20 protein-coding genes and 1 tRNA gene are annotated in these 20,010 nt (G+C 64.6%); 4 read left to right on the forward strand and 17 right to left on the reverse strand.

Going from position 1 to position 20,010, the window contains the following annotated elements; all coding sequences use genetic code 11:
* Positions 1-2 precede the first annotated feature (2 nt).
* Genes ACI3L3_RS12015 through ACI3L3_RS12025 form a run of 3 tightly spaced genes read left to right on the forward strand, consistent with a single transcriptional unit; the run spans position 3 to position 2,313 of the window.
* Positions 3-1,118 carry a phage tail protein gene (locus ACI3L3_RS12015; protein ID WP_404845368.1) on the forward strand — a complete coding sequence of 372 codons (1,116 nt, stop codon included), beginning with the start codon at positions 3-5 and terminating at the stop codon, positions 1,116-1,118.
* Entirely contained in the window at positions 1,118-1,321 is a 204-nt protein-coding gene (locus ACI3L3_RS12020; RefSeq protein WP_404845369.1) for a tail protein X, read from the forward strand. Before ACI3L3_RS12015 ends, ACI3L3_RS12020 begins: the two co-directional genes overlap by 1 nt.
* Positions 1,312-2,313 (forward strand): phage late control D family protein, encoded by a 1,002-nt coding sequence (locus ACI3L3_RS12025; RefSeq protein ID WP_404845370.1) that lies wholly within the window; start codon positions 1,312-1,314, stop codon positions 2,311-2,313. The genes ACI3L3_RS12020 and ACI3L3_RS12025 overlap by 10 nt, the downstream gene beginning before the upstream one ends.
* Positions 2,314-2,429: 116 nt before the next feature.
* On the opposite strand, the gene ACI3L3_RS12030 is transcribed toward ACI3L3_RS12025, so the two are convergent.
* The 12 genes from ACI3L3_RS12030 to ACI3L3_RS12085 all read right to left on the reverse strand — a co-directional run bounded on the left by ACI3L3_RS12030 (position 2,430) and on the right by ACI3L3_RS12085 (position 15,757).
* Positions 2,430-2,505: transfer RNA gene (locus ACI3L3_RS12030), tRNA-Thr, on the reverse strand.
* Between the two features lie 130 nt (positions 2,506-2,635).
* Entirely contained in the window at positions 2,636-3,256 is a 621-nt protein-coding gene (locus ACI3L3_RS12035) for a histidine phosphatase family protein (protein ID WP_404845371.1), read from the reverse strand.
* Positions 3,250-4,389, reverse strand: a complete 1,140-nt coding sequence (locus tag ACI3L3_RS12040; RefSeq protein WP_404845372.1) for a DVU_1551 family NTP transferase — start codon at positions 4,387-4,389, stop codon at positions 3,250-3,252. The genes ACI3L3_RS12035 and ACI3L3_RS12040 overlap by 7 nt, the downstream gene beginning before the upstream one ends.
* The gene (locus ACI3L3_RS12045; RefSeq protein WP_404845373.1) at positions 4,386-5,438 is read right to left on the reverse strand and encodes an XdhC family aldehyde oxidoreductase maturation factor; all 1,053 of its coding nucleotides are present in this window, start codon (positions 5,436-5,438) and stop codon (positions 4,386-4,388) included. The genes ACI3L3_RS12040 and ACI3L3_RS12045 overlap by 4 nt, the downstream gene beginning before the upstream one ends.
* On the reverse strand, positions 5,435-6,775 hold the full coding sequence (locus ACI3L3_RS12050; RefSeq protein ID WP_404845374.1) for a DVU_1553 family AMP-dependent CoA ligase: 1,341 nt from the start codon (positions 6,773-6,775) through the stop codon (positions 5,435-5,437). The genes ACI3L3_RS12045 and ACI3L3_RS12050 overlap by 4 nt, the downstream gene beginning before the upstream one ends.
* Positions 6,756-8,129, reverse strand: coding sequence for a radical SAM (seleno)protein TrsS (trsS, locus tag ACI3L3_RS12055; protein WP_404845375.1), 1,374 nt, complete (start codon positions 8,127-8,129; stop codon positions 6,756-6,758). The genes ACI3L3_RS12050 and trsS overlap by 20 nt, the downstream gene beginning before the upstream one ends.
* Positions 8,119-8,586 carry a DVU_1555 family C-GCAxxG-C-C protein gene (locus ACI3L3_RS12060; protein ID WP_404845376.1) on the reverse strand — a complete coding sequence of 156 codons (468 nt, stop codon included), beginning with the start codon at positions 8,584-8,586 and terminating at the stop codon, positions 8,119-8,121. The genes trsS and ACI3L3_RS12060 overlap by 11 nt, the downstream gene beginning before the upstream one ends.
* Positions 8,580-9,365, reverse strand: a complete 786-nt coding sequence (gene trsM, locus ACI3L3_RS12065; protein ID WP_404845377.1) for a DVU_1556 family methyltransferase — start codon at positions 9,363-9,365, stop codon at positions 8,580-8,582. Before trsM ends, ACI3L3_RS12060 begins: the two co-directional genes overlap by 7 nt.
* A complete protein-coding gene (locus ACI3L3_RS12070; RefSeq protein WP_404845378.1) occupies positions 9,362-9,577 on the reverse strand; it encodes a DVU_1557 family redox protein in 216 nt (71 codons plus the stop codon). Before ACI3L3_RS12070 ends, trsM begins: the two co-directional genes overlap by 4 nt.
* The gene (locus ACI3L3_RS12075) at positions 9,574-11,859 is read right to left on the reverse strand and encodes a pyridine nucleotide-disulfide oxidoreductase/dicluster-binding protein (RefSeq protein ID WP_404845379.1); all 2,286 of its coding nucleotides are present in this window, start codon (positions 11,857-11,859) and stop codon (positions 9,574-9,576) included. Before ACI3L3_RS12075 ends, ACI3L3_RS12070 begins: the two co-directional genes overlap by 4 nt.
* 72 nt (positions 11,860-11,931) lie before the next feature.
* Positions 11,932-14,664: a molybdopterin-dependent aldehyde oxidoreductase gene (locus ACI3L3_RS12080; protein ID WP_404845380.1), complete on the reverse strand. Its 2,733-nt coding sequence runs from the start codon at positions 14,662-14,664 to the stop codon at positions 11,932-11,934.
* A 73-nt stretch (positions 14,665-14,737) separates the two neighbouring features.
* Entirely contained in the window at positions 14,738-15,757 is a 1,020-nt protein-coding gene (locus ACI3L3_RS12085; RefSeq protein WP_404845381.1) for a molybdopterin-binding protein, read from the reverse strand.
* Positions 15,758-16,020: 263 nt separating this feature from the next.
* On the opposite strand from ACI3L3_RS12085, the gene ACI3L3_RS12090 reads away from it, so the two are divergent.
* Positions 16,021-16,353 (forward strand): winged helix-turn-helix domain-containing protein, encoded by a 333-nt coding sequence (locus ACI3L3_RS12090; protein WP_404845382.1) that lies wholly within the window; start codon positions 16,021-16,023, stop codon positions 16,351-16,353.
* 147 nt (positions 16,354-16,500) lie between these two features.
* On the opposite strand, the gene ACI3L3_RS12095 is transcribed toward ACI3L3_RS12090, so the two are convergent.
* From ACI3L3_RS12095 to modB, 5 genes are read right to left on the reverse strand one after another with little or no spacing between them, the layout of a single operon-like run.
* Positions 16,501-17,232, reverse strand: a complete 732-nt coding sequence (locus ACI3L3_RS12095; protein WP_404845383.1) for a Rossmann-like domain-containing protein — start codon at positions 17,230-17,232, stop codon at positions 16,501-16,503.
* Between the two features lie 23 nt (positions 17,233-17,255).
* Entirely contained in the window at positions 17,256-17,927 is a 672-nt protein-coding gene (locus tag ACI3L3_RS12100; protein ID WP_404845384.1) for a molybdate ABC transporter permease subunit, read from the reverse strand.
* 9 nt (positions 17,928-17,936) lie between these two features.
* Positions 17,937-18,659, reverse strand: a complete 723-nt coding sequence (locus ACI3L3_RS12105) for a molybdate ABC transporter substrate-binding protein (RefSeq protein WP_404845385.1) — start codon at positions 18,657-18,659, stop codon at positions 17,937-17,939.
* Positions 18,635-19,357, reverse strand: a complete 723-nt coding sequence (locus tag ACI3L3_RS12110) for an ATP-binding cassette domain-containing protein (protein WP_404845386.1) — start codon at positions 19,355-19,357, stop codon at positions 18,635-18,637. The genes ACI3L3_RS12105 and ACI3L3_RS12110 overlap by 25 nt, the downstream gene beginning before the upstream one ends.
* Complete coding sequence (modB, locus tag ACI3L3_RS12115; RefSeq protein WP_404845387.1) at positions 19,354-20,010, reverse strand: molybdate ABC transporter permease subunit; 657 nt, start codon at positions 20,008-20,010, stop codon at positions 19,354-19,356. Before modB ends, ACI3L3_RS12110 begins: the two co-directional genes overlap by 4 nt.

A 20,010-nucleotide genomic window follows, 5' to 3' on the forward strand; every position in this document is an offset into this window, starting at 1 on the left:
ATATGTCGGACATCATGATGAAGCTGGGGCGGTATGCCTTCGGACTGAACTCCGCCGCGTATGATCAGTTGCAGCGCAGCACCGCGTACCGCTGGGCCGCGCAGGAGCGGCACGGGCGCGAGGCGGCGCTTCAGTTCCTTGGGCCGGGAGAGGAATCCATCAGCCTGTCCGGCGTGGTGTATCCACACTTCCGTGGTGGCCTATCGCAGGTGGAGGACATGCGGCGCGAGGCAGGGCAGGGCAAGCCACAGCTCTTGGTTGATGGCCTTGGCCGTATCCATGGCAGGTGGGTTGTGCTGAACGTGGACGAAACACGGGGCACAGCCTTTGCCGACGGCGTGCCGCGTAAGATCGAATTTACGTTGAAGCTGAAATACTATGGAGAGGCCGATGCGCAGTTCTCGCCCCCGGTTAGAAGAACGTTGTCTCAAGGGGTAACGAGTGGAGGTGTACAGGGTGATCGTAAAGAGCATCCTGATATCGCGGGCGCGATGCCTGCGGGAATTGCGGATTCGGCCAAGGCAGCGGGGCTACTCAAGCAAGCTGTGGGCGGCATGAACTCCCAGTTGGCAAGTGATGGGCTGGGCATGCTGTCGGGCATTGGTGTGTCGAGCATGGGGGATATTGCCAAGGCTGCGGAGGGAATGGCGCGACGTGGCGTAGATAGTACAATGTTTTCCAGTATGGTTGACCTTGGCGCGCCGAGCATCAATACATTTGCGGATGCTGCCGGACTTGATGGATTAGGCGCGTTGTTCTCTATGGGAACAGGGATGCAAATGATCAAGATGGGCGCGGATAGTCTTGGTGCGGCAGGGGTAAATACAGCCGTCATGAAGACTTTGGCCGGGGGCGCTGTCGATAAGCTGACGGGGTTGGGGCTGAATACGGCCACTGCGTCCGGTAGGCTGCCGGGAGTTGATAATGTTGTGGGGCAGCTAATAGCCAAGGCCGATGCTGGGGCGGAGTTGGGTGCTGTGTTTGAACCGGATGTGGTTGATACTTTTCATGGCGTCGCATCAAGTTATCGAAAAAGAAACATGCTTGGTGGCTTGAATGATTGCGTCAGCGGGGGGGCTGATTATCCCGCTGGAATGTTCCTCAAAGGGGACGCGTGATGCTGTATCGCACCAAGGATGGTGACATGGTAGACGCCATTTGCCAGCGCCATTACGGGCGTACGGCGGGCGCGGTGGAATCGGTGCTGGAGGCGAATCCCGGTCTTGCTGACCTCGGCCCTGTGTTGGATGCGGGCGTGGTTATCGTTCTGCCGGAGCTGCCCGAGCCGGAGCCTGATGAAGGGGTGAGTCTGTGGGATTAGACCGCAAACTCTACGCGCCCGCCTTCCGCGTTGTGGCAAACGGGAGCGACATCACCAGCGCGATCCGCGAGCGGTTGGTGTCGCTGTCCGTTACGGACGAAGCCGGGATGCAGTCCGATGCGCTGAGCATCACCCTTGCTGATACTGCGCCGCACATCCGCCTTCCGGCCACGGGCGCGGAACTACGCGTGTGGTTGGGGTACGGTGACCGCGCGCGATATATGGGCCTGTACGTCGTGGATGGCCTTACCGTGTCCGGTCCGCCGGAACAATTGGCCATCACGGCTAGCGGCGCACCCTTCGAGAAGAGCGGTACCTATTCGCAGCTCCAGACGCAGCGCACGCGCTCATGGACGCCGGGGACTGTGGGCGACGTGGTGCGGACCATAGCGGCGGAGCATGGCCTTGCCCCCGCCATTGCCGAAGACGTGGCGGGCGAGCCGCTGGGGCACCTCGACCAGATCGGGGAAAGCGACATGAACCTTCTTACACGCGTTGCGGCAGACATGGGCATGATCGCCAAGGCCAACGGCGGAGCGCTGGTGTTCGTGAAAAAGGGCGAAGGCAAAACCGCCAGCGGCAAGCCCCTGCACACCGTGACGCTGACGCCTGAGGACGTGACCAGCTGGAGCGTGGATATCACCGAGCGCGCTGCCTATCGCCGCGTCATAGCAACATGGCGCGACAAGGACGCCGCGCAGGACGTGGACGAAACCGTGGGCGAAGGCGAACCAGCCTTCCGCATACGCCACACCTACCCTTCCCGAAAGGCTGCAACCAAGGCCGCCCGCGCCAAGCTGGAAGCCTTTCAGAAAGGAAAGCAAACGGTAAGCCTAACACTCCCCGGAAGGCCAGACCTGCAGGCAGAGTGTAAAATGGAACTGAGAGGCTTCCGCCACGGCATAGCCGGAACGTGGAACGCCACCAAGGCCGTGCATCGACTCGGTGGCGCTGGGTTTGTGTCGCAGGTGGAGGGGGACGTTTGTGCGTAAACTCTTTACGCAAACTTTACGCATCGGTGCGTAAAATTCGGCCTAAAATTGCCTAGTCTTTCCTAGTACGAAAAAAGGCCCGACAGGGATAAATCCTTGTCGGGCCTTGTATTCTCTGGAGCCAGCGATGTGAATTGAACACACGACCTGCTGATTACGAATCAGCTGCTCTACCGACTGAGCTACGCTGGCTAAGTGCGAGAACGGAAATAAAGCATGACCCTGTGGGGGTCAAGGGAAAAATTGGTGTTTGGTGAACTTTTTTGATTTTAGCCTACTTGGGTGGTTTCGGGAAGGGGTTTTGTTGGGGGAGGTGGTGGTGTTAGGTGGTGGCGGCGACGGCTTCGGCGAGGGCTGTGGGGGGGAGGTTTGTGGCGGTGAGGGTGAGGGCGAAGGGGGATTGGGTGCTGGTGAGGAGGTGGCAGTGGGTGTGCTTGGGGCGGAAGGTGAAGAGGTGCTCCAGCGGCAGGCTTGAGGCCATGCACAAGGCGACGCGGATGACTCCGGCGTGTGTGACGGCGAAGGTGATTTCTTTTGCTTCTGCCAAGCTGGTGATAGTGGGGAGGCAGCGGGCGGCGAGGTCCTCGAAGCTCTCACCCTGCGGTGGGCGGAAGCCTGCGATGTTGTGTCCCCGTGCGGCGTAGTCTGCGGGAAAGCGTGTGCGGATGTCGTCGAATGCAAGGCCGTCCCACGTACCGAGGTTGATTTCGGCGAGTTCGGGGATGGTGGTGATGGGCAGGCCGCATGCCTCCGCCACGGGCTGCGCTGTGTGCTGCGTGCGCTGCAACGGGCTGGCCGCGAGGGTGGCGATACTCCCCTGTGGAACATGCTGCGCCAGCCACAGCGCCTGACGTCTCCCGGTCTCAGACAGCGGGAGATTCGTTTGCCCAATGGCGCGTCCGCGAGCGTTTTGCGCCTCCCCATGGCGGCAGAGGATCAGCATGACGGTGCTCCGCTCATGGCCTCCGTCAGCAGGTCCGGCAGGTGGGTGCGGGCTTCGGTTTCGTAGCGGGTTTGCAGGGCTTTGGCGCGGTCAAGGCGGCCCTTGATGGCTTTGACGGCGTCCGGGTCGTGCATCCATTGGCGCAGGCGCTGGCCGTAGCGCTTCTCCAGAGCCACGATGTGGGTGCCCCGGACGTACTTGTCCGCGAGGAAGACCATTTCCCGTTCGCTGAGGGGGGCGTCGGGGGTGATGTTGGTGTCGCGGTGCGAAGCCACAATGTCGGCGATGTCCGAGAAGCCGTAGCCCGCGAGCAGACTGCCCCCCGTGGCCTCGTGGTTGCGGCTGCCCTTGGCGACATCATGCAGCAGGCCAGCGGCGCGGATGATGGCGGTGTCCAGCTGCAGGGCAGGATTCACGGCGGAGAGGCGTTCGGCAAGGATGCAGGCGGCATCGGCCACGCAGCGGCAGTGGGCGCGGGTGGCCTCGGGCGTATCTGCGATGTCCCACAGCGCCTGACATTCCTCCGGAAGCGGCGTGTTGTGCAGGCGCAAAAGCTCCTTGGCGCGCTCGTATTCCGTGGGGATGTCCATGTCATTAAGGATATGGCTGTCGGGCATGTCCTTGTCGCAGGCGTCGCTTTCAAAGCGGGCGAGGACGCCGCGCATGCCGTCGTGCTCATCGTCGTCAAGAATAGCCGGGATGAGCCTGGCGTTGATGAGCGGCGGATGGCCGCGTTCGCCATTGAAGCGCGGATAAATGATGGCGGGTTGGCGTTTGAGGAACGTCAGCATCAGCGAGCGGACTGTAGAGGACCGCACAAGGGGGATGTCCACGGGGAGCAGGAAAAAGCCCTCCGCGTCGCGGGGCAGGGCCTGCACGCCTTGGCGGATGGAGGTGAACATGCCTTGTTTGTAGTCGGGATTCATCACGGCGCGGGCGCCGCAGCGTGCGGCCTCGGCGCTGACGTCCTCACTGCGGTGGCCGGTGACGACGGTGACGTCCATGGCGCCGCCGTCGAGGAGGGTATGCACGCACCGCGAGAGCACGCTCTGGTCCCCAAGGGGCAGCAGCGCCTTGAGGCACCCCATGCGCGAGGAGAGTCCCGCCGCGAGGACGATGCCGTGGAGCCTCATGCTAAGGCTCCTGAGCGGATGGCGATGAGTTCGGCAACAATGCTGACGGCGATTTCCTCGGGGGTTTGCGCGCCAATGCTGAGGCCGATGGGCGAGTGGCAACGGTCAATATCCTGTTGGGTAAAACCGTCGGCCAGCAAGGCGTCGTAAATGGCGTTTCGCTTGCGGGTGCTGCCTATCATGCCGATGTAGCGGGCTGGAGTGCGCAGGGCCTGCGCCAGCACGGTTTTGTCGTGAATATGCCCGCGCGTGACAATGACGATGTAGGCGTCCTCGTCCACATCCGCGCCGGTGAGGGCGGTGTCGAAGTCGGACAGGATGCGCAGTTCGTCGGCGTGGGGAAAGCGCAGGTCGCTGGCGAATTCCGGCCTGTCGTCAAGGACGATGGTGCGGAAGTCCACCATGGACGCCAGTTGCGCCGTGGGGCGGGAAACGTGCCCCGCGCCGTAGATGAAGAGGCTGGGCATGGGGGAGAAGCTTTCGGCCACAAGGCGCGCGCCGTCCATGGTGTGGATGAGGGGCTTGCCCGAGGAAAGCGCCGTGGCGCATAGGGATTTGGCATCCTCTGGTTGGAGGCCGGACCATGCTGGGACGGGCTGGTTTGCCGTGAGGACGGCGCGGCTGCTGACGCGGGGCGAGGGGCCATCCTGCAGCAGGGTGAGCAGGACGGTTTTTTGGCCGTGGCGGAGTCTGTCGTCCAGTGTGGCGTAGGCGGCGCTGGCCCAGCTGGTGGCAGGCAGATGCTCCAGCATAACGCGGACGTGCCCGCCGCAAATCATGTCCGCATTGGCTGCGAGTTCGTTGGAGAGGTCAAAGTCCTGAAAGGTCGCCGCGCCCTCGCCTGCGTTAAATAGGTCTGCGGCGGCGCGCTGGACCAGAGCTTCCACAAGGCCGCCGCCGACGCTGCCGTCAATGCAGCCGTCGCGGTGGATGGCCATTTTACTGCCGGATGAGCGGGGCGTTGAGCCGTCGTGGTCCACGATGGTGGCAAGGACAAGATCGTTGCCGGATTCCAGTTGCTGGCGGATGCTGTGAACGAGTTTTTTCATGGGAGTGCAACCTCTTTATGGCGGTAGGCGATGGTCCGCTTTGCAAATGCAGTAGCGATGGTGCCATCCGACGCTTCGACACTGGCGCAGAGGCGCATGCCGCCTGCGTCCATGGCATTGCTGATTGCGGGCAGGGCGCTGAGCGCCGTGGTGAGGGTGGAACAGCGCGGCGGTACGGCGTGCTCCCCCGTGGTGTACAGATGAACGGTAAGGGTCGCCGATGGCGGGTCGTAGGTGGCTGTCACGTCAAGGACGCCGGGCAGGGCGAGGGCCACGCGGTCGATGTCGCCCATGGTGAGGCGGGTGTTGTCCGGAAGGGGAATGCCGCCGTCCAAGCGTCCCGAGAGGGCCTCTAGACGCGGAAGCGGCGAGCCGCAGGGGCATACCCCCGGAGCGATGCGGGCGACATCGCCCGTGCGGTAGCGGATAAGCGGCATGGCGCGGCGCGAGAGCGTCGTCAGCACAAGCTCCCCGTCCGCGCCGTCCGGGACGGGAGCGCCCGTTACGGGGTCAGTCACTTCGCAGAAGAGGTCCGGGGCGCGCAGGTGCATTCCGGTGCCCAGCAGGCAGTCCACCCCGCCGCCGAGGCAGGTTTCAGTCATGCCCCAGTGGCGGAAAGTCACGCAGCCGAGGGCTTTGGTGATGGCCGAGGCCACAGTGTCGTGTACGGTGTCCCAGCACAGCAGGGCGGCGCGCATGGGCGAGTCGGTCTTCCACGCGCGAAGGAGCCGCGCAAGAGCCAGCACATGCACCGGCGGGCCCACAATGCACCGGACCTTGGCGTCCAGCACTGTGCGGCAGAGCGAGGGAATGTCCGTAGGGTCGGCGGCGGTATGCACGGCCCCGCCGCATCGCGTGACTGCATCCCCAAGAATATGGCTGACGCCGCCCGGACGCGACGCCGGAAGAATGGCCAGCACGCTGTCGCCGGGTGCAATGAACTGCGCCATGCCATGCCGGAAAAAGTCCGTGGTGCGTTCGAGGTCACCCGCTGTGAAGAACAGCCGCTTGGGTGCCCCACTGGACCCGGAACTGGATAGCGTGACGGCGCGGGCGACGTCGTCCTGCGAGGAACACAGCAGGTCATGCGGCCTTTCGCGCAGGATGTGCGGCTCCAGCCGGGGGACGCGTTCCATGTGCGCGGTGGCGCACAGCGATTCCGGGGTGATGTGCGCAAGCTGATGGCGGTAAAAGGGGCTACGCTCTTTGGCATGGGCAAGAGTGCGGCGCAGGCGCTCCATCTGCCAGCGGCGAAGCTCATCCGGGGAGGGCGGCGGTCCATCTGCTGGCCGCCCGAGGCGCTGGTTGACCCAGCGGTCAAGAGGCCGGAGTGGCATGGGTTGTCTCCCTGTAGAGGGTGGCGCCGTCATCGGCCGTCAGGTTGTAGGCGCAGAAGGGCACAAGGCGCCCGTCCGGCGCGGCCACATGGATGCAGCACCCGCGCAGGCGCTCAAGGTCGAGGGTCCACGCGTCCTGAAAGGCCATACCCGACACCGCTAGAATGTGCGTTTTGGCGCGCAGGATAAAGGCGTCGAGGTCATCCTGTGGGGCGTCTGGCTGGCCGGCGGCTGTGGCCTGCGGCGCGGCCCACTGGCGCTTGACGAAGGCGCGGGAGTTTTCCGCACCTTCGGCGGCGGGCTGTGGCGTACAGCAGCATGATTCGCGCCCGGCGGACAGGCGTTTGAGGCTGCCGTCCTCCATGACGAGGTAGTTGCCGTGGAAGGAGCACCGCGCGTGTTCGCAGCCGGGAGGCAGAAAATCGTTCGCCTTCACTGCGCCGCTGGTTTGCGCCTCCAGCCCGGCCATGATTTCCGGCAGGGTGATGCGCATGCTGTCTGCGGGATGTTGGGGGTAGCGGCCAAAGTAGCTGACGGGCTGAAAGTGTACGCCCCGCACGCCCGGCGACAGCGAGGCTGCCAGATGCAGAATTTCGCCGAGGTTGTCGTCATTGACGCCGGGAACCACCGTGGGCACCAGCACAACGCCAATGCCCGCGCCGACAAGGTTCTCTATGGCGCGGAGTTTGGTTTCCACTAGCGCGCGGCCGCGGATGGTGCGGAAGATTTCGTCCCGTGTGCCGTCGAATTGCAAAAAGGCCGAGTCCACACCGCCATTGGCCAGCCGGTGGGCGAACTCCGGATGCCGCGCCACGCGCAGGCCGTTGGTGTTGATTTGGACAAAACCGAAACCGCGGCGTTTGGCGAGGGCGGCGATTTCCGGCAGGTCATCGCGCACGGCGGGCTCGCCGCCGGAGAGTTGCAGATTGCACGTTGGCGCGGCGCTGTGCACTCTGGCAAGGAGTGTGTCCAGCTCGGCAAGGCTTGGGTCCGGTCGGACGGGACCGCCAGCCGAGGCAAAGCAGAATTCGCATCCGAGGTCGCAGCGCCACGTCACCTCGACAAGGGTGGTGCAGGTGTGCTGGTTGTGGTCCGGGCACAGGCCGCAGTCAAAGGGGCAACCCTTGGCGGCATCGGTGGCGGTGACGGGCGGACAGGATGGCGTTTTGGGGCGCGACCATGCACTGAACGCCGGCTCGCCGCGCCAGACCGGCGTGGAGAATTCCCCGTGCTCCGGGCAGGTTTTGACGAGGCGCGTTTCGCCGCCCTGCGTGACGTTGCGCGCCGGAATGCGGCGCAGGCACACGGGGCAGACGCTGGCCGTGGCGGCGGTGAGGTCAAATTCACGAGGCATCGGCATCATCCCGGCTGAGGGTGGGGTCAATGCCGTTGTCGGCGAGGATGCGCAGCACTTTGTCCGCGGCTTCGGCAAGCAGGGTACCGCAGCGGTCAGGCGAGGGCGTGGGACAGTCCGTGCCCGCAATGTCGCCGCAGGTGATGCCGCCAAAGCGCTCCACGGCGCGGCCAGCGAACCAGTCCCGGAAGGTTTCCAGCAGCAGGGGCTGCCTGTCGTCCGGGGTTTCGGTGTCCTCGCCTTTGCCGGCGTACAGGGACAGGGCGCATGCGCCGCCTGTAAGAATGCCGCAGGTTCCGGCGCAGTCTCCGCCCCCGACGCACAGGCCGCTGACGGCGCGAAGCAGGTCGGGGTTATCGCGCTGCATGGTGTCGAGGCACAGTTTGACCATGATTTGGGCGCAGCAGTAGCCCTGTCCGGTCAAGGTCATGATGTGCAGGGAAGTATCGGTCAGCATGGCATGTCTCCGCATGATGTTGGCGATGTGGCGAGAAAAAGCATGTAGCCGGGCGCACGGCAACCGCCGCCGGGGAGCGCCTGCGCCGGAAGCCCGGCAAAGACGAGGCGCGCCGCCAACTCCGCCAACTGGCGGGAGCGGTCTTGCTCCTGCGTGATGGTGTAGCCGAGGCGCGCGAGGCTGGCGCGCAGGGCGGCGGGGTCCAGCGCGTTGGTGGCGCAGGAGGGTGCGGTGTCCTGCGCCGTGCATTGCGGCGCGGCGTCTGGGTTCGTGTGATGTACGGTGGTGTTCGCGGAAGGGCGGGCGCCCGGGCAGGATGGGGCGCGCCGCCGCTGCACAAGGTCCGCGATGATGAGGTGACCACCGGGCCTGAGAATATGGGCTATTTGGTGGAGAACGGTTTCCGGGTCCGGCATGAGGGAAAGAACGCATTCACAGAAGACCGCGTCAAACCCGCCCCGGCGGTAGGGCAGGTGCATGGCGTCGGCGCAGACAAGGGCCGGAGCGCCCACGCCAGCAGCGGGCGCGGGGTGTGCGCCGCTGCGCAGTTGCCGGAAGGAGAGGTCGCATCCGGTGGCGCGCAGGCCGTGGACGTCACGCAGGTGGCGCACTGTGGCGCCAAGGCCGCACCCAATATCGAGGACCCGCGCTCCGCGTGGCACTGCGGCAAGGCGTACGGCTGTGTCGGTAAGGGCAAGCCCGCCGGGGCGGAGGGTCTCTCCGGCAACACGCCGCAAAATGGGCTGTTCCCAGAGGGGGCGGGCAGCGGTTTGCGTCACTTGTCCTCCAGAAGTCGCTCCACTTCGGCCATCTTGCCGAGGGCGATGTTTTCGGGAATGAGCACAAAGCCGCAGTCCGGACAGGCCGGAAGTTCCACATTGAACCGGCTGTCCAGATACACAAGCTCCACGGGGCTGGGCGTCAGGCGCGCGCCGCAGTGGATGCACTCCCAGTTGGAAAAGTCGTCGTCCAGTATCTTTAACGTACTCACAGTGTGCCTCCGGCGATGCGCATGCGGTGGCTCCACAGATTGTGGACCACGGCGGTGTCGCCATCCATTTCGTATTCCACCCAGTATGTCACCACGGCGGGGCGGTGCGCGGCCAGCAGGCGGCCGTTTGTGGTGTTGCGCAATCCTTTGCCCGAGGCGTGCGCGGCAAACAGCGTTTTTTGCACGTCGGAGAGCAGAATGCGCCGCTCTTCCATGCGCTGTGCGGCTTCGTCCGTGAAGCGAACGGCAACGGATTCATATGCGGGCCGGGGGGCGGCGTCGGTGTCCCATAGCTCTCGGAGGAGGGATTCACGCAGGCGGACGCGGTTTTCGCGGCGCGTGGAGTGGGTGGGTGCCGGGCGCGCCGCCGGGTCGTCGTCCCCGCCGGGGAGGATCAGGTCAAAGACGTGCAGACAGCGCTTTCCCGCCTTGGCCAGCAGATCGCGGCACATGGCGCAGTAGGTGACGGCGTCGCCGTCAAGGCGCTGGGCGCGCTCCGCCGCCACGGTGGCGGCCAGCGGGGCGTTGGCATCGGCCAGCAGACCGCCAAAGCCGCAGCATTCCGTCAGCAGGCCCGAGAGTTTCGGCTGGGTGACGGTCACGCCAAGGCGTTCCAGAAGGTGCCGCACGCTGTCCTGCATGGCGCTGTTGTGCCGCGCGGTGCAGGGGTCGTGCAGGGCGAAGGTGCCCTGAGCAGGCGCGGGGAGGGCGTTTGGGTGCTCTGCCAGCACGTCCCACAGGGAGCGGATGTCCGCGCCGTTGAGGGCGGCTGTGAGCATGGCGGTGCAGGTGGGGCAGGCGGTGATGATGACCGGTTGCCCCAGTTCGTCCCACTGCTTGTGGATGGTGGCGATGACCTCGGCAAAGCGCTCCGGGCGTCCGCCCCATTCGGCGGGCGCGCCGCAACAGCGCAGCATAAGGCCCACGCCGCCGTCCAGCGTGTCCTGCAAGAGCCGGTAGGACTGGCGCACGGCATCCGGCATGGACGCGGTGAGCTGGCAGCCCGGAAAATACATGAATGCGCTGGTCTGTGTGCCCGGCTGGTGCGCGGTGAGCGCGCAGGACTCGCTGCCCGCAAAGTCCATGTCCCGCAGGGCGAATTCGTGGGCCGAGGGCGGCATTTTGTCGCGCTGGACCATGTCGCGCCGGGCGTCCAGACATAGGTCCGTCATGGAGAAGTCTTCGGGGCACAGTTCGGTACACAGGCCGCAGAGCATGCAGGAGTTGATGAGTGTATTGGCCTGCCGCGTGCCCATGACGATGGAGGCGTTGTTGTAGACCTGCCGGGCGTAGACCTTGGGATAGCTGCCGAACTTGCGCAGGTAGGCGCAGTTTTTGACGCACTCCATGCACTCGCATTGCAGGCAGCGGCGGGCCTCCTGCGTGGCGGCGTCCGCGTCGTAGCCTTCGGCCGGGACGGGGACGGCGGGGGCTGGCGCGACGCCCTCGGTGTTAGTGTACAGGGGGGAGGTGTACGGGTCTTCGCGGTCGCGGCCCTCGCTGATGGAGGCCTTTTGCGCGGTGCGCTCAATGCTGAGGGCGGCCTTACGCCCAATGGCGGCGAGGGCGGCGGCGGAGAGTGCGCCGCCGTTTTCGTCCGGGCGCGTGGCCGCAAACAGGCCCGGCGTGGCGGTGGTCAGGGTCGCCGGGTCCGGCGCGGGGATGCCCAGACAGTCCGCCGGGCACACCAGCGGGTCCGCAAAGATGAAGTCCACATCGCCGGAGATGGCGGCCACGGTGTCCGGCGTTGGCTGCGCGCCTTTGTGGAAGGTGACGCCCATCTTGGCGAGGGTGGCGATTTCGCGGTGGAGGATATCCGGGTCAATCTGCGGCAGATGCGGATGCGCGGAGAGCATGTCGTCCGGGGATTGGCAGTGGATGACCACCGTAAAGCCCTTGCGCCCAAGGTCCCATGCGGCGGCAAGGCCGGGGAGCGTGGCGCCAAGGATGCCTACACGTACGCCGCGAGCGGGCATGGGGCGAAGCGGCGGTGACTTGCGTGCATTTTCGGCGCAGAAGCGCTCCAGCGCGCCCATTTCGATGCCGCCGCCAAGGGGGGCGCGTAAACAGGCGGCGCGGCAGGGGGCGCTGCATGTGCGGGCAAGAACGCCCGGCAGGGGCATGGTGCGGCAGAGGGCGGCCCATGCGGCGTCCACCTTGCCTGCGGCGATGTTGCCGCATACGGCGCGTGCATCCACATGCAGGGGGCACGCGGCGCGGCATTGGGGCGGCTCTTCCTGAATACAGCGTGCTTCCAAACGGCGCAGTTCGGCCTGATCCATAGTGCTGGTGCTCGAATAAATGCGGCCTGACCGCGTGCCGCAGAGGGCGCGCGGTCAGGCCGGTTTGGGTGCTTAGTTGGCGTCAGAGGACGCGCCGAGTGCGGCGAGGACCTTTTCCGGACGTGCCGGGAGCTTGGTCACGCGGGCGCCGCATGCATTGTAGATGGCGTTGATGATGGCCGCGTGAGGCGTGGTCAGCGGCAGTTCGCCGACGCCGGAGGCGCCGTGGGGGCCTTCGGGACGGGCGGTTTCAACGTAGATGATCTCCATGTCGTCGGGGATCTGCTTGATGTAGGGGAAGCCTGCGCCCACCATGGTGGAGTGCTTCTTGATGTCCTCGTAGTCCTCGGAGAGGGCGAGGCCAACACCCTGCGCCAGACCGCCGTATATCTGCCCGTCAACAACCAGCTTGTTGTTGATCTTGCCGATGTCTGCGACGGCCACAAGGCGTTCCACAGTGGTCTTGCCGGTGGCGATTTCCACCGCCACTTCGGCGAGGAACAGACCGTACATGTAGCAGGCAAAGGGGCTGCCCTGACCGTTTTCGTCGCAGTCGGTCGCCGGGGCGGTCCACTTGCCGTTGTAGCGCACGGCGATGTTTTCCTTCAGCATCTCGTCGTAGGTGCGGTAGGAGCCGTCGCTCTTGCGCATGCCGCCAAGGAGCAGCTCGCACGCGGCCTTGATGGAGCGGCCAACCACAACCTGCGAGCGGCTACCGCCGGCGGGGCCGCCGTTGGGGCAGTAGCGGGTGTCGTTCATGACCAGCTTGATCTGCTTTGGCGTCAGGCCGAGGGGACGCAGGGTTTCGTGGGCCGTGCCCAGAACGCCCATGTCCGCGCCCTGACCATGGTCGTGCCAGCAGGCGTAGACCGTGACGGTGCCGTCGGCGTTGAGTTCCACTTCGGATTCGGCGGTGTCCGGGCCGTCGAGGCCGGAGCCGTACACGCCGAGGGCGATGCCCACGCCGCGCTTTACGTCGTCCGTGGAGTTTGCGGCGACGCGCTTTTTGGCTTCCTCGTACTTGGGACGCATGGCCTCGAAGATCTCAGGCAGGCTGAGGACTTCCGGCGTCTGGCCCGTGGGCGTGGTGGAGCCTTCGCGGTAGATGTTCTTGAACCGCAGTTCAAAGGGATCCATGCCCAGCTTTTCGGCCAGTTCGTCCATGAGCACTTCGGACGGGAATTCGCTTTCCGGCGCGCCGTAGCCGCGGAAGGCGGAGCCCCATGCGTGGTTGGTGCACACGGTGCGGCCTTCGCCGCGGATGGCCGGGATGTCGTAGCCCGCGCCAATGAACTGCGCGCCGCGCAGGGTCAGCAGGTCGCCGAACTCGGAGTAGGGACCATGGTCGCAGGTCCAGTCCGTTTCCATGCCAAGGAGCTTGCCGTCCTTGGTGGCGGCCATGCGCACGTTGGTGAAGAAGGGCGAGCGCTTCCCGGTGTAGGTCTGCTGCTGGTACCAGCTGTATTTCAGGAAGACCGGACGGCCGGTGGCAAGGCTGGCCGCGCCGACGAGAGCCTCCATGGTGGGGCTGAACTTGTAGCCAAAGGTGCCGCCCGTGGGGTTCTGCACCATGATGAGCTTGGCCGGGTCCACGCCGAGGCCGGGGGCAATCATCAGGCCGTGCAGGTGCAGGCCGATGGACTTGGAGTGGATGCACAGGTTGCCTTCGTCGTCGGTGTAGGCAAAGCCGACGTCCGGCTCGATGGGCATGTGCGGCTGACGGCCGACGTAGAAGTCGTCTTCCACGACAACGTCGGCCTTGTCGAAGATGGGCGCGGTTTCCTCGCCCTTGGCAATCTTCTGGGTGAAGTAGATGTTGGGGGTGCCGGGGTGGATTTCCAGCGCGTCCTCTTCCATGGCGGCGTAGGCGTTCATGTATTCGGGAAGCTGCTCCAGCTCCACCTTGACCTTTGCCGCGGCGGCCTGCGCGTTCTTTTCCGAATCCGCACAGACGATGGCGATGGCGTCGCCGTACTGGAAGACCTTTTCATCGCAGAGGATGGGACGGTCCCAGCCGTCGCCCTTGTTGGACGGGAAGGTAATCAGGCCGGTGATGCGGTTTTTGCCCTGAATGTCCTTGTGGGTAACCACCTTGAACACGCCGGGCATCTTTTCGGCTTCGCTGGTGTCGATGGACAGAATCTTCGCGTGGGAGATTTCCGCCTGCACCAAGGCGCATTTGAGGGTGTTGTCGGGCATCTTCAGGCCGAGGTCCGCGCCGTAGTCCAGCGTGCCGGTCACCTTGGCGACGGCGGTAGGGCGGGGGTACTTGGAGCCCCAAATGCGGCCGTCCTCGGGCATCTTAAAGAGCAGGTCGTCCAGCTTCATGTCGCCACGCATAACGGCGGCGGCGTCCATAACCGCGTCCACAAGCTGCTTGTAGCCGGTGCAGCGGCAGGCGTTGCGGTGCTTCTGGAACCAGTCGCGGATGTCTTCGCGGCTGGGCGAGGGGGTGCCCATGATGAGGGCGTAGGTGGACACGATAAAGCCCGGAGTGCAGAAACCGCACTGCGCGCCGCCGTGTGCCATCCACGCAACCTGAATGGGGTGAAGCTGATTCGGGGTGCCGATGCCCTCCAGCGTGACGATTTGCGTGCTGTCGGCCACGCGTTTCATCTTCAGGGAGCAGGAGCGCTTGAGCTTGCCGTCCACAATGACGGTGCAGCTGCCGCACTGGCCGGTCCCGCAGCCAACCTTGACGCTTGTCAGGCCAAGGTTTTCGCGCAGGACAGTGGCGAGGGATGTATCGTTTTCAACGATGACCATCCGCTCTACGCCGTTGACGTTGAGGGTCCTTTTGATCATGAAATGATCCTCCTTCTGATTACTGCTGTTGCCTCATATGGAAAGGGTGTCCGTACAGGGCACCGGACCATCACTACTTGCCAAAGGAGCAGAGCGGATAGCGGCAGGTTTCGCATCCTGCACAGAAGCCGCCATGTCCCAGTTCCACGATGTCCTCGCGGGTGGGCGTTTCGCCCGCCACAATGCGTGGGACGACGAGGTCGAAAATGCTGGCGCGGTAATACATCACGCAGCCGGGAAGCCCGACGATGGGGACGTCGCCAAGGTAGGCGAGCAGGAACATCACGCCGGGAAATGTGGGGGAACCGTAGGTGACCACCTCCGCGCCTGTGGCACGGATGCTGGCGGGGGTCTGGTCGTCGGGGTCCACGCTCATGCCGCCGGTGACTACCACCATCTGCGCTCCGGCGCGGACCTGAGCCAGAATGGCGTCGCGGGTCATGTCCGGGTCGTCGCTGACGAAGGTTTGGTCCATGACTTCGGAATTGAGCGCGGCGAACTTTTTGCGGATGACGGGGCCGAATTTGTCCTTGATGCGGCCTGTGTAGACCTCGCTGCCGGTGGTAACCACGCCAACCTTGAGCTGGCGGAAGGGCTTCACGCTGACCACGGGGCCGGTTTCGGCGCAGATGGCCTCCACCTGTTCAATCTTCGCTTCGTCTATAACCAGCGGCACCACGCGGGTACCGGCCACGGCGCGCGACGCGCTGACCTGCAGGCCGTTGTGCATGGTGGCGAGGACGACTTCTTCGATGGAGTTGATGCGGCGCAGGGCGTCCACATTGATGGACAAAAGTCCGGGGGCGGCGGTCATGTTGATGCGGCCTTCGCACACATCGGAGAGGGAAATTCCGGGACCTGCAGCAGCGGCGGCAATGCGCGCGGCGGCGTCGTCCTCATGGAGTTGACCGTCTTCAAGGGACAGCACGTAGACGTGCTCCTTGCCTATTTCGAGGAGTGTGGGGATGTCTTCCGGGCTTATGACGTGCCCTTTGCGGAAGGCTGGACCCTTAAATTCGCCGGGGACGATACGGGTCATGTCGTGGCAGAGAACACTGCCAATGGACTCGTGGACTGGGACGGCTTTCATCATTTCTGGTCGACTCCGAGATTTTTCGCTCGCAGTGCGCACCTGCGGGCGACCTGTCGCTATCTGTCGGAAAAAGGCCTTTTTTGTCCGCTGTTTCCATGTATTGGGAATTTTATATGTTCGGCAAAACATAATAAGTCAATCCCTTTCCCGAAAAAATCTGTGACATAGCGCTTGGGTAGGGTACGGATGAAATGCTAGAAATCCCCGGCAGTCGTGATTTATGACTTTTTTAGGGGGGAATTGATTTGTCGATGAAAATGCGAATGAAATTGTGGCTGGAGAAGGACGGCGAAATGGCCTTCGGTCCCGGACCGGCAGCTATCCTGCGCGAGGTGGAGCGTACCGGGTCGTTGGCCGGTGCGGCGCGGGCGCTTGGCATGTCGTACCGCACGGCGTGGGGGCGGATGAAAAAGCTGGAAAATGCGCTTGGTACGGCGCTTGTCGCCAAAAAGGGCGGCAACAAGGCGGGCAGCACGCTGACGGCGTACGGGCAGGTGCTTCTGGAGGCCTATGAGGCGTGGGAGGTTTCAGTTCGGGCCGAGGCCGCGAAAAAGGCCGAGGAGCTGTTTCCCTTCCCCGTGGAGGTGAAACGCTGACGCAGGCGCGCCCGTGAAGCTCTTTATGGTAAAGGGCCGGGGGGAAACTGGAGGGGGAAATTGCCAAGGGGGCGAAGGCGCACGGTGCGTCTTCGCCCCCTTGGCCGTGAAGGAGGACGGTGGAAAGAAACTGGCCCAGCCAGTTGGCTACATGCTTTCGCAGCAGAAGCGGTCCCAGCCCATAAGGTCGGCGGCCGCGGCGATGGTGGTGCCAAAGAACAGCACGGGTTTTTCGCCAAGGAAGGTATCCACGGTGCCGTTGACGAGGGTTGACCCCGTGACCAAGAGCAGGTCCGCCCACTGTATGGCGGCGTCCGTATCGTCCGGACCAAGGACCGTCAGCCCGCACTTGTGCGCGCCGATATTGTCCGGGTCGAGGTCCACGATGCGCATGGAAAAGCGCGGGGCGAGGGTTTCGAGCATTTTGGGCTGGTAGCCGATTTGCGTGATGCGCACGCCCGCGCCGTAGGTTTCCGTGATGTAGTCGGCCAGCTTGGGCGCGCAGTGGCTGGGGCCTTTGTCGCGGCAGTGGATGGTGTGGTCCGTTTGCGCAAGGCGGCGCTGCACGGCGTTGAGGGCGGCGACGAACAAGGCGCGGCGGAAGTTGTTTTCAAGGGGCATGTCGCAAATCTCGCGCAGGGAGGCGTCAAAGTCGCCGTAGCGGTCCGTAAAGGCCTGCCCGCGCGCGTCGCCAAAGGCGGCTTCCATGAGCCGCTCCTTGCCGCGCTGAAGGGGAAAGTCGTCGCCTTCGGGGTCGCCGATGGCTTCCTCGACGCTGAGGGTGCGGGCGTGCACGCTGACGCGCTCGTCGAGGATGCCGTTTTTGTGCCAGATGTCGCGGGCCTTGGTGCGGACGGATTCCAAAATGGGAGTATGCATGTGAAGGGCCTCCTTGCGCCGCTTTAGACGGCGGACCATTTTTTAAGCAAGGTGAAGATGCCGACGGATGCCACGCCGATGATAACGGACAGGACGGCGGCGCGTTCGAATTCGCCGTTGTAGACGGCGTTGTAGATTTCAAGGGACAGCGTGTTGGTGCGGCCAATGACGTTGCCGCCGAGCATGAGGGTCATGCCCACTTCCCCAAGGGCGCGGCCAAGGGCGAGGAGCATCCCCGCGGCGATGCTGCGCTTGGCGCAGGGGATGAGCACGCGCAGAAAGATGGTATGCGGGGCCTTGCCCAGCACGGCGGCAACCTCCGCCAGCCGCGCCGCTTCCGCCGAACGTAGCGCCGCCTGAATAGGCTTGACCGCAAGGGGAAGTCCCGCCACAAACGCGGCCACAACAAGGCCGGGAAAGCCAAAGATGACGCCCTCGCCCAGCATGCCGCCCAGCGGACCGCTCCGGCCAAGGAGCAGAAGCAGCACAAACCCCGTGGCTACGGGCGGAAACACCAGCGGCAGGGTGACGAGGGTGTCCACAGCCTCACGCAGGGGGCCGCGCGCGTGCGCCAGCCAGCATGCCAGCGGCACGCCCAAAACGAGCAGCAGGCACCCCGCCACGCCAATCACGCGCAGGGAGAGTGTGAGCGGGTGGATGGTGGCGGCGTCCGTAAGGATGTGCAGAACCGGCATGAATTCGTCCTACAGACCGTGGCTGGCGACGATGGCCCGCGCCTGCTCCGTCGCAAGGAAGGCGGTAAAGTCCGCGCACTGCTCGGGATGCGGCGCGTCCTGCATGCGGGCGATGATGATGGCGATGGGGTCGTAGGTGGACTGGTCCAGTACGGTGTAGCCGCCAATGGCGTCGCCGAGGCGCCGCGCGTGGGTCAGGTTGATGAAGGCGTAGTCCACCTCGCCGCTGGTAACGTAGGACGCGGCCTGCGGCACGGTGAAGACGATGAGCAGCTTTGTCTGCACGGCGTCCGCTACGCCTGTGCTTCGCAGGTAATGCGTGGCGGCGTTGCCGTAGATGGCGCGGACCGGGTCGGGAATGGCGATGCGGGTGACGGCGTCCCTCAGCAGGTCGTCAGGGCCGGAGTACGCGCCGCCCTTGGGGTAGGCTACCACCAGGCGGCCCATACCCACAGGGGTAACATCCGCAAAGCTCAGGTTGGCGGAATCCAGATACGCCTTGTCGCCAAGGACGAGGTCCACAGCCCCCGTCAGGCGCGCTTGCGCCGTCACGCGGGCCATGTTGCCGTAGATACGGTCCACGGCGCAGCCTGTTGTGGCGGTGTAGGCGTCGGCAAGGTCGTCCACGAGGGAGCGGTAGCCTGCGCCGGCGGCAAGGACCGTGGCGGCGTGGGCCAGTGCGGGAGAGGCGAGAAGCGCGGCGATGGTTACAGCGAAGAGGAAACGGCGCATTGCTGTGGCTCCTTGTGGGGCATGTCGGTACCGGGGATGGGCGCGCGGCGCGAGGTCTGGCGCGCCAGCCATTCGGGCGAGGCGTGGCCGTCCTCCACGGCGACGATGTGGTCTGCGAGGTAGAAGGCTTCCTCAAGGTCGTGGGTGACGTGGACCACCGGGATGTCGAGGTCCTTCTTGAGGGTTTTCAGCTCCCGGCGCAGGGCGTCGCGCGTGGCAACGTCCAGCGCGGAAAAAGGCTCGTCCAGAAGCAGCAGGGTGGGCTTTCGGGCCAGCGCCTGACAAAACGCCGCGCGTTGGCGCTCGCCGCCGGAGATATTGGCGGGCTTGCTGTCTGCGATGTGCGTGATGCGAAAGCGCTCCAGCAGGTCATCCACACAGCCGTCGTCCTCGGCGGCGAAGGCGACGTTCTTGCGCACCGTCAGGTGCGGAAAGAGGGTGTAGTCCTGAAAAACAAGGCCCAGCCCGCGTTTTTGCGGCGGCAGAAAGGTGCGGGCGGCGGTGTCGTTCCACACGGCGTCATTAAGGGTGATGGTGCCGCGGTCCGGGCGGGCCAGCCCGGCGATAATGCGCACCAGCGTACTTTTGCCCGCACCCGAGGGACCGACAAGGGCCGTCAGGGTGCCGGGCGCGCAGGTGAGGCGCATATCCAGCGTAAAGTTGGCCAGCGCCTTGGTGACGTTGACGCACAGGGTCATGAGTTCCTCCCATTGACGCGGTTGATGGCAAGCAGCGCCACGAAGCTGACCGGGATGAGCGCCAGCGACATGTACATGGCGTCGGTGTAACGCAGGGCTTCCACGGCTTCGTAGATGGCGATGGAGGCGACCTTGGTGGAGCCGGGGATGCTGCCGCCCACCATGAGGATGACGCCGAATTCGCCAAGGCTGTGGGCAAAGACCAGCATGGCCGCAGCCGCGATGCCGGGCAGGCTGTTGGGCAGCACCACACGCAGGAAGGTTGCCGAAGGGGACAGGCCAAGGACGGCGGCGCTCTCCAGCAGGCGCACGTCCAGCTTTTCAAAGGCGGCGCGCATGGGCTGGACGGCAAAGGGCAGGTTGTACACCAGCGAGGCCAGCACAATACCGGTGAAGCTGAATACCAGTCTGTCGCCCGTGGCGGACTCCCAAAGGCCGCCCAGCGGTCCTTCGGGACCCATAGCGATGAGCAGGGCAAAACCGAGGACCGTGGGCGGCAGGACCATGGGAAGTGAGACAACAGCGTCAATCAGACTTTTGCCGCGAAAGCGGCAAAAAGCGAGAATATAGGCGGCTGGCGCGGCCACAATGGGGATAAGTACCGTGGTGACCAGCGCCAGCTTGGCGGAAAGCAGAAGCGGAGTCAGGTCCAT

The sequence above is a fragment of the Desulfobaculum sp. SPO524 genome (genome assembly GCF_044987625.1).
In the GTDB taxonomy this organism is placed as follows: Bacteria; Desulfobacterota; Desulfovibrionia; order Desulfovibrionales; family Desulfovibrionaceae; genus Desulfobaculum.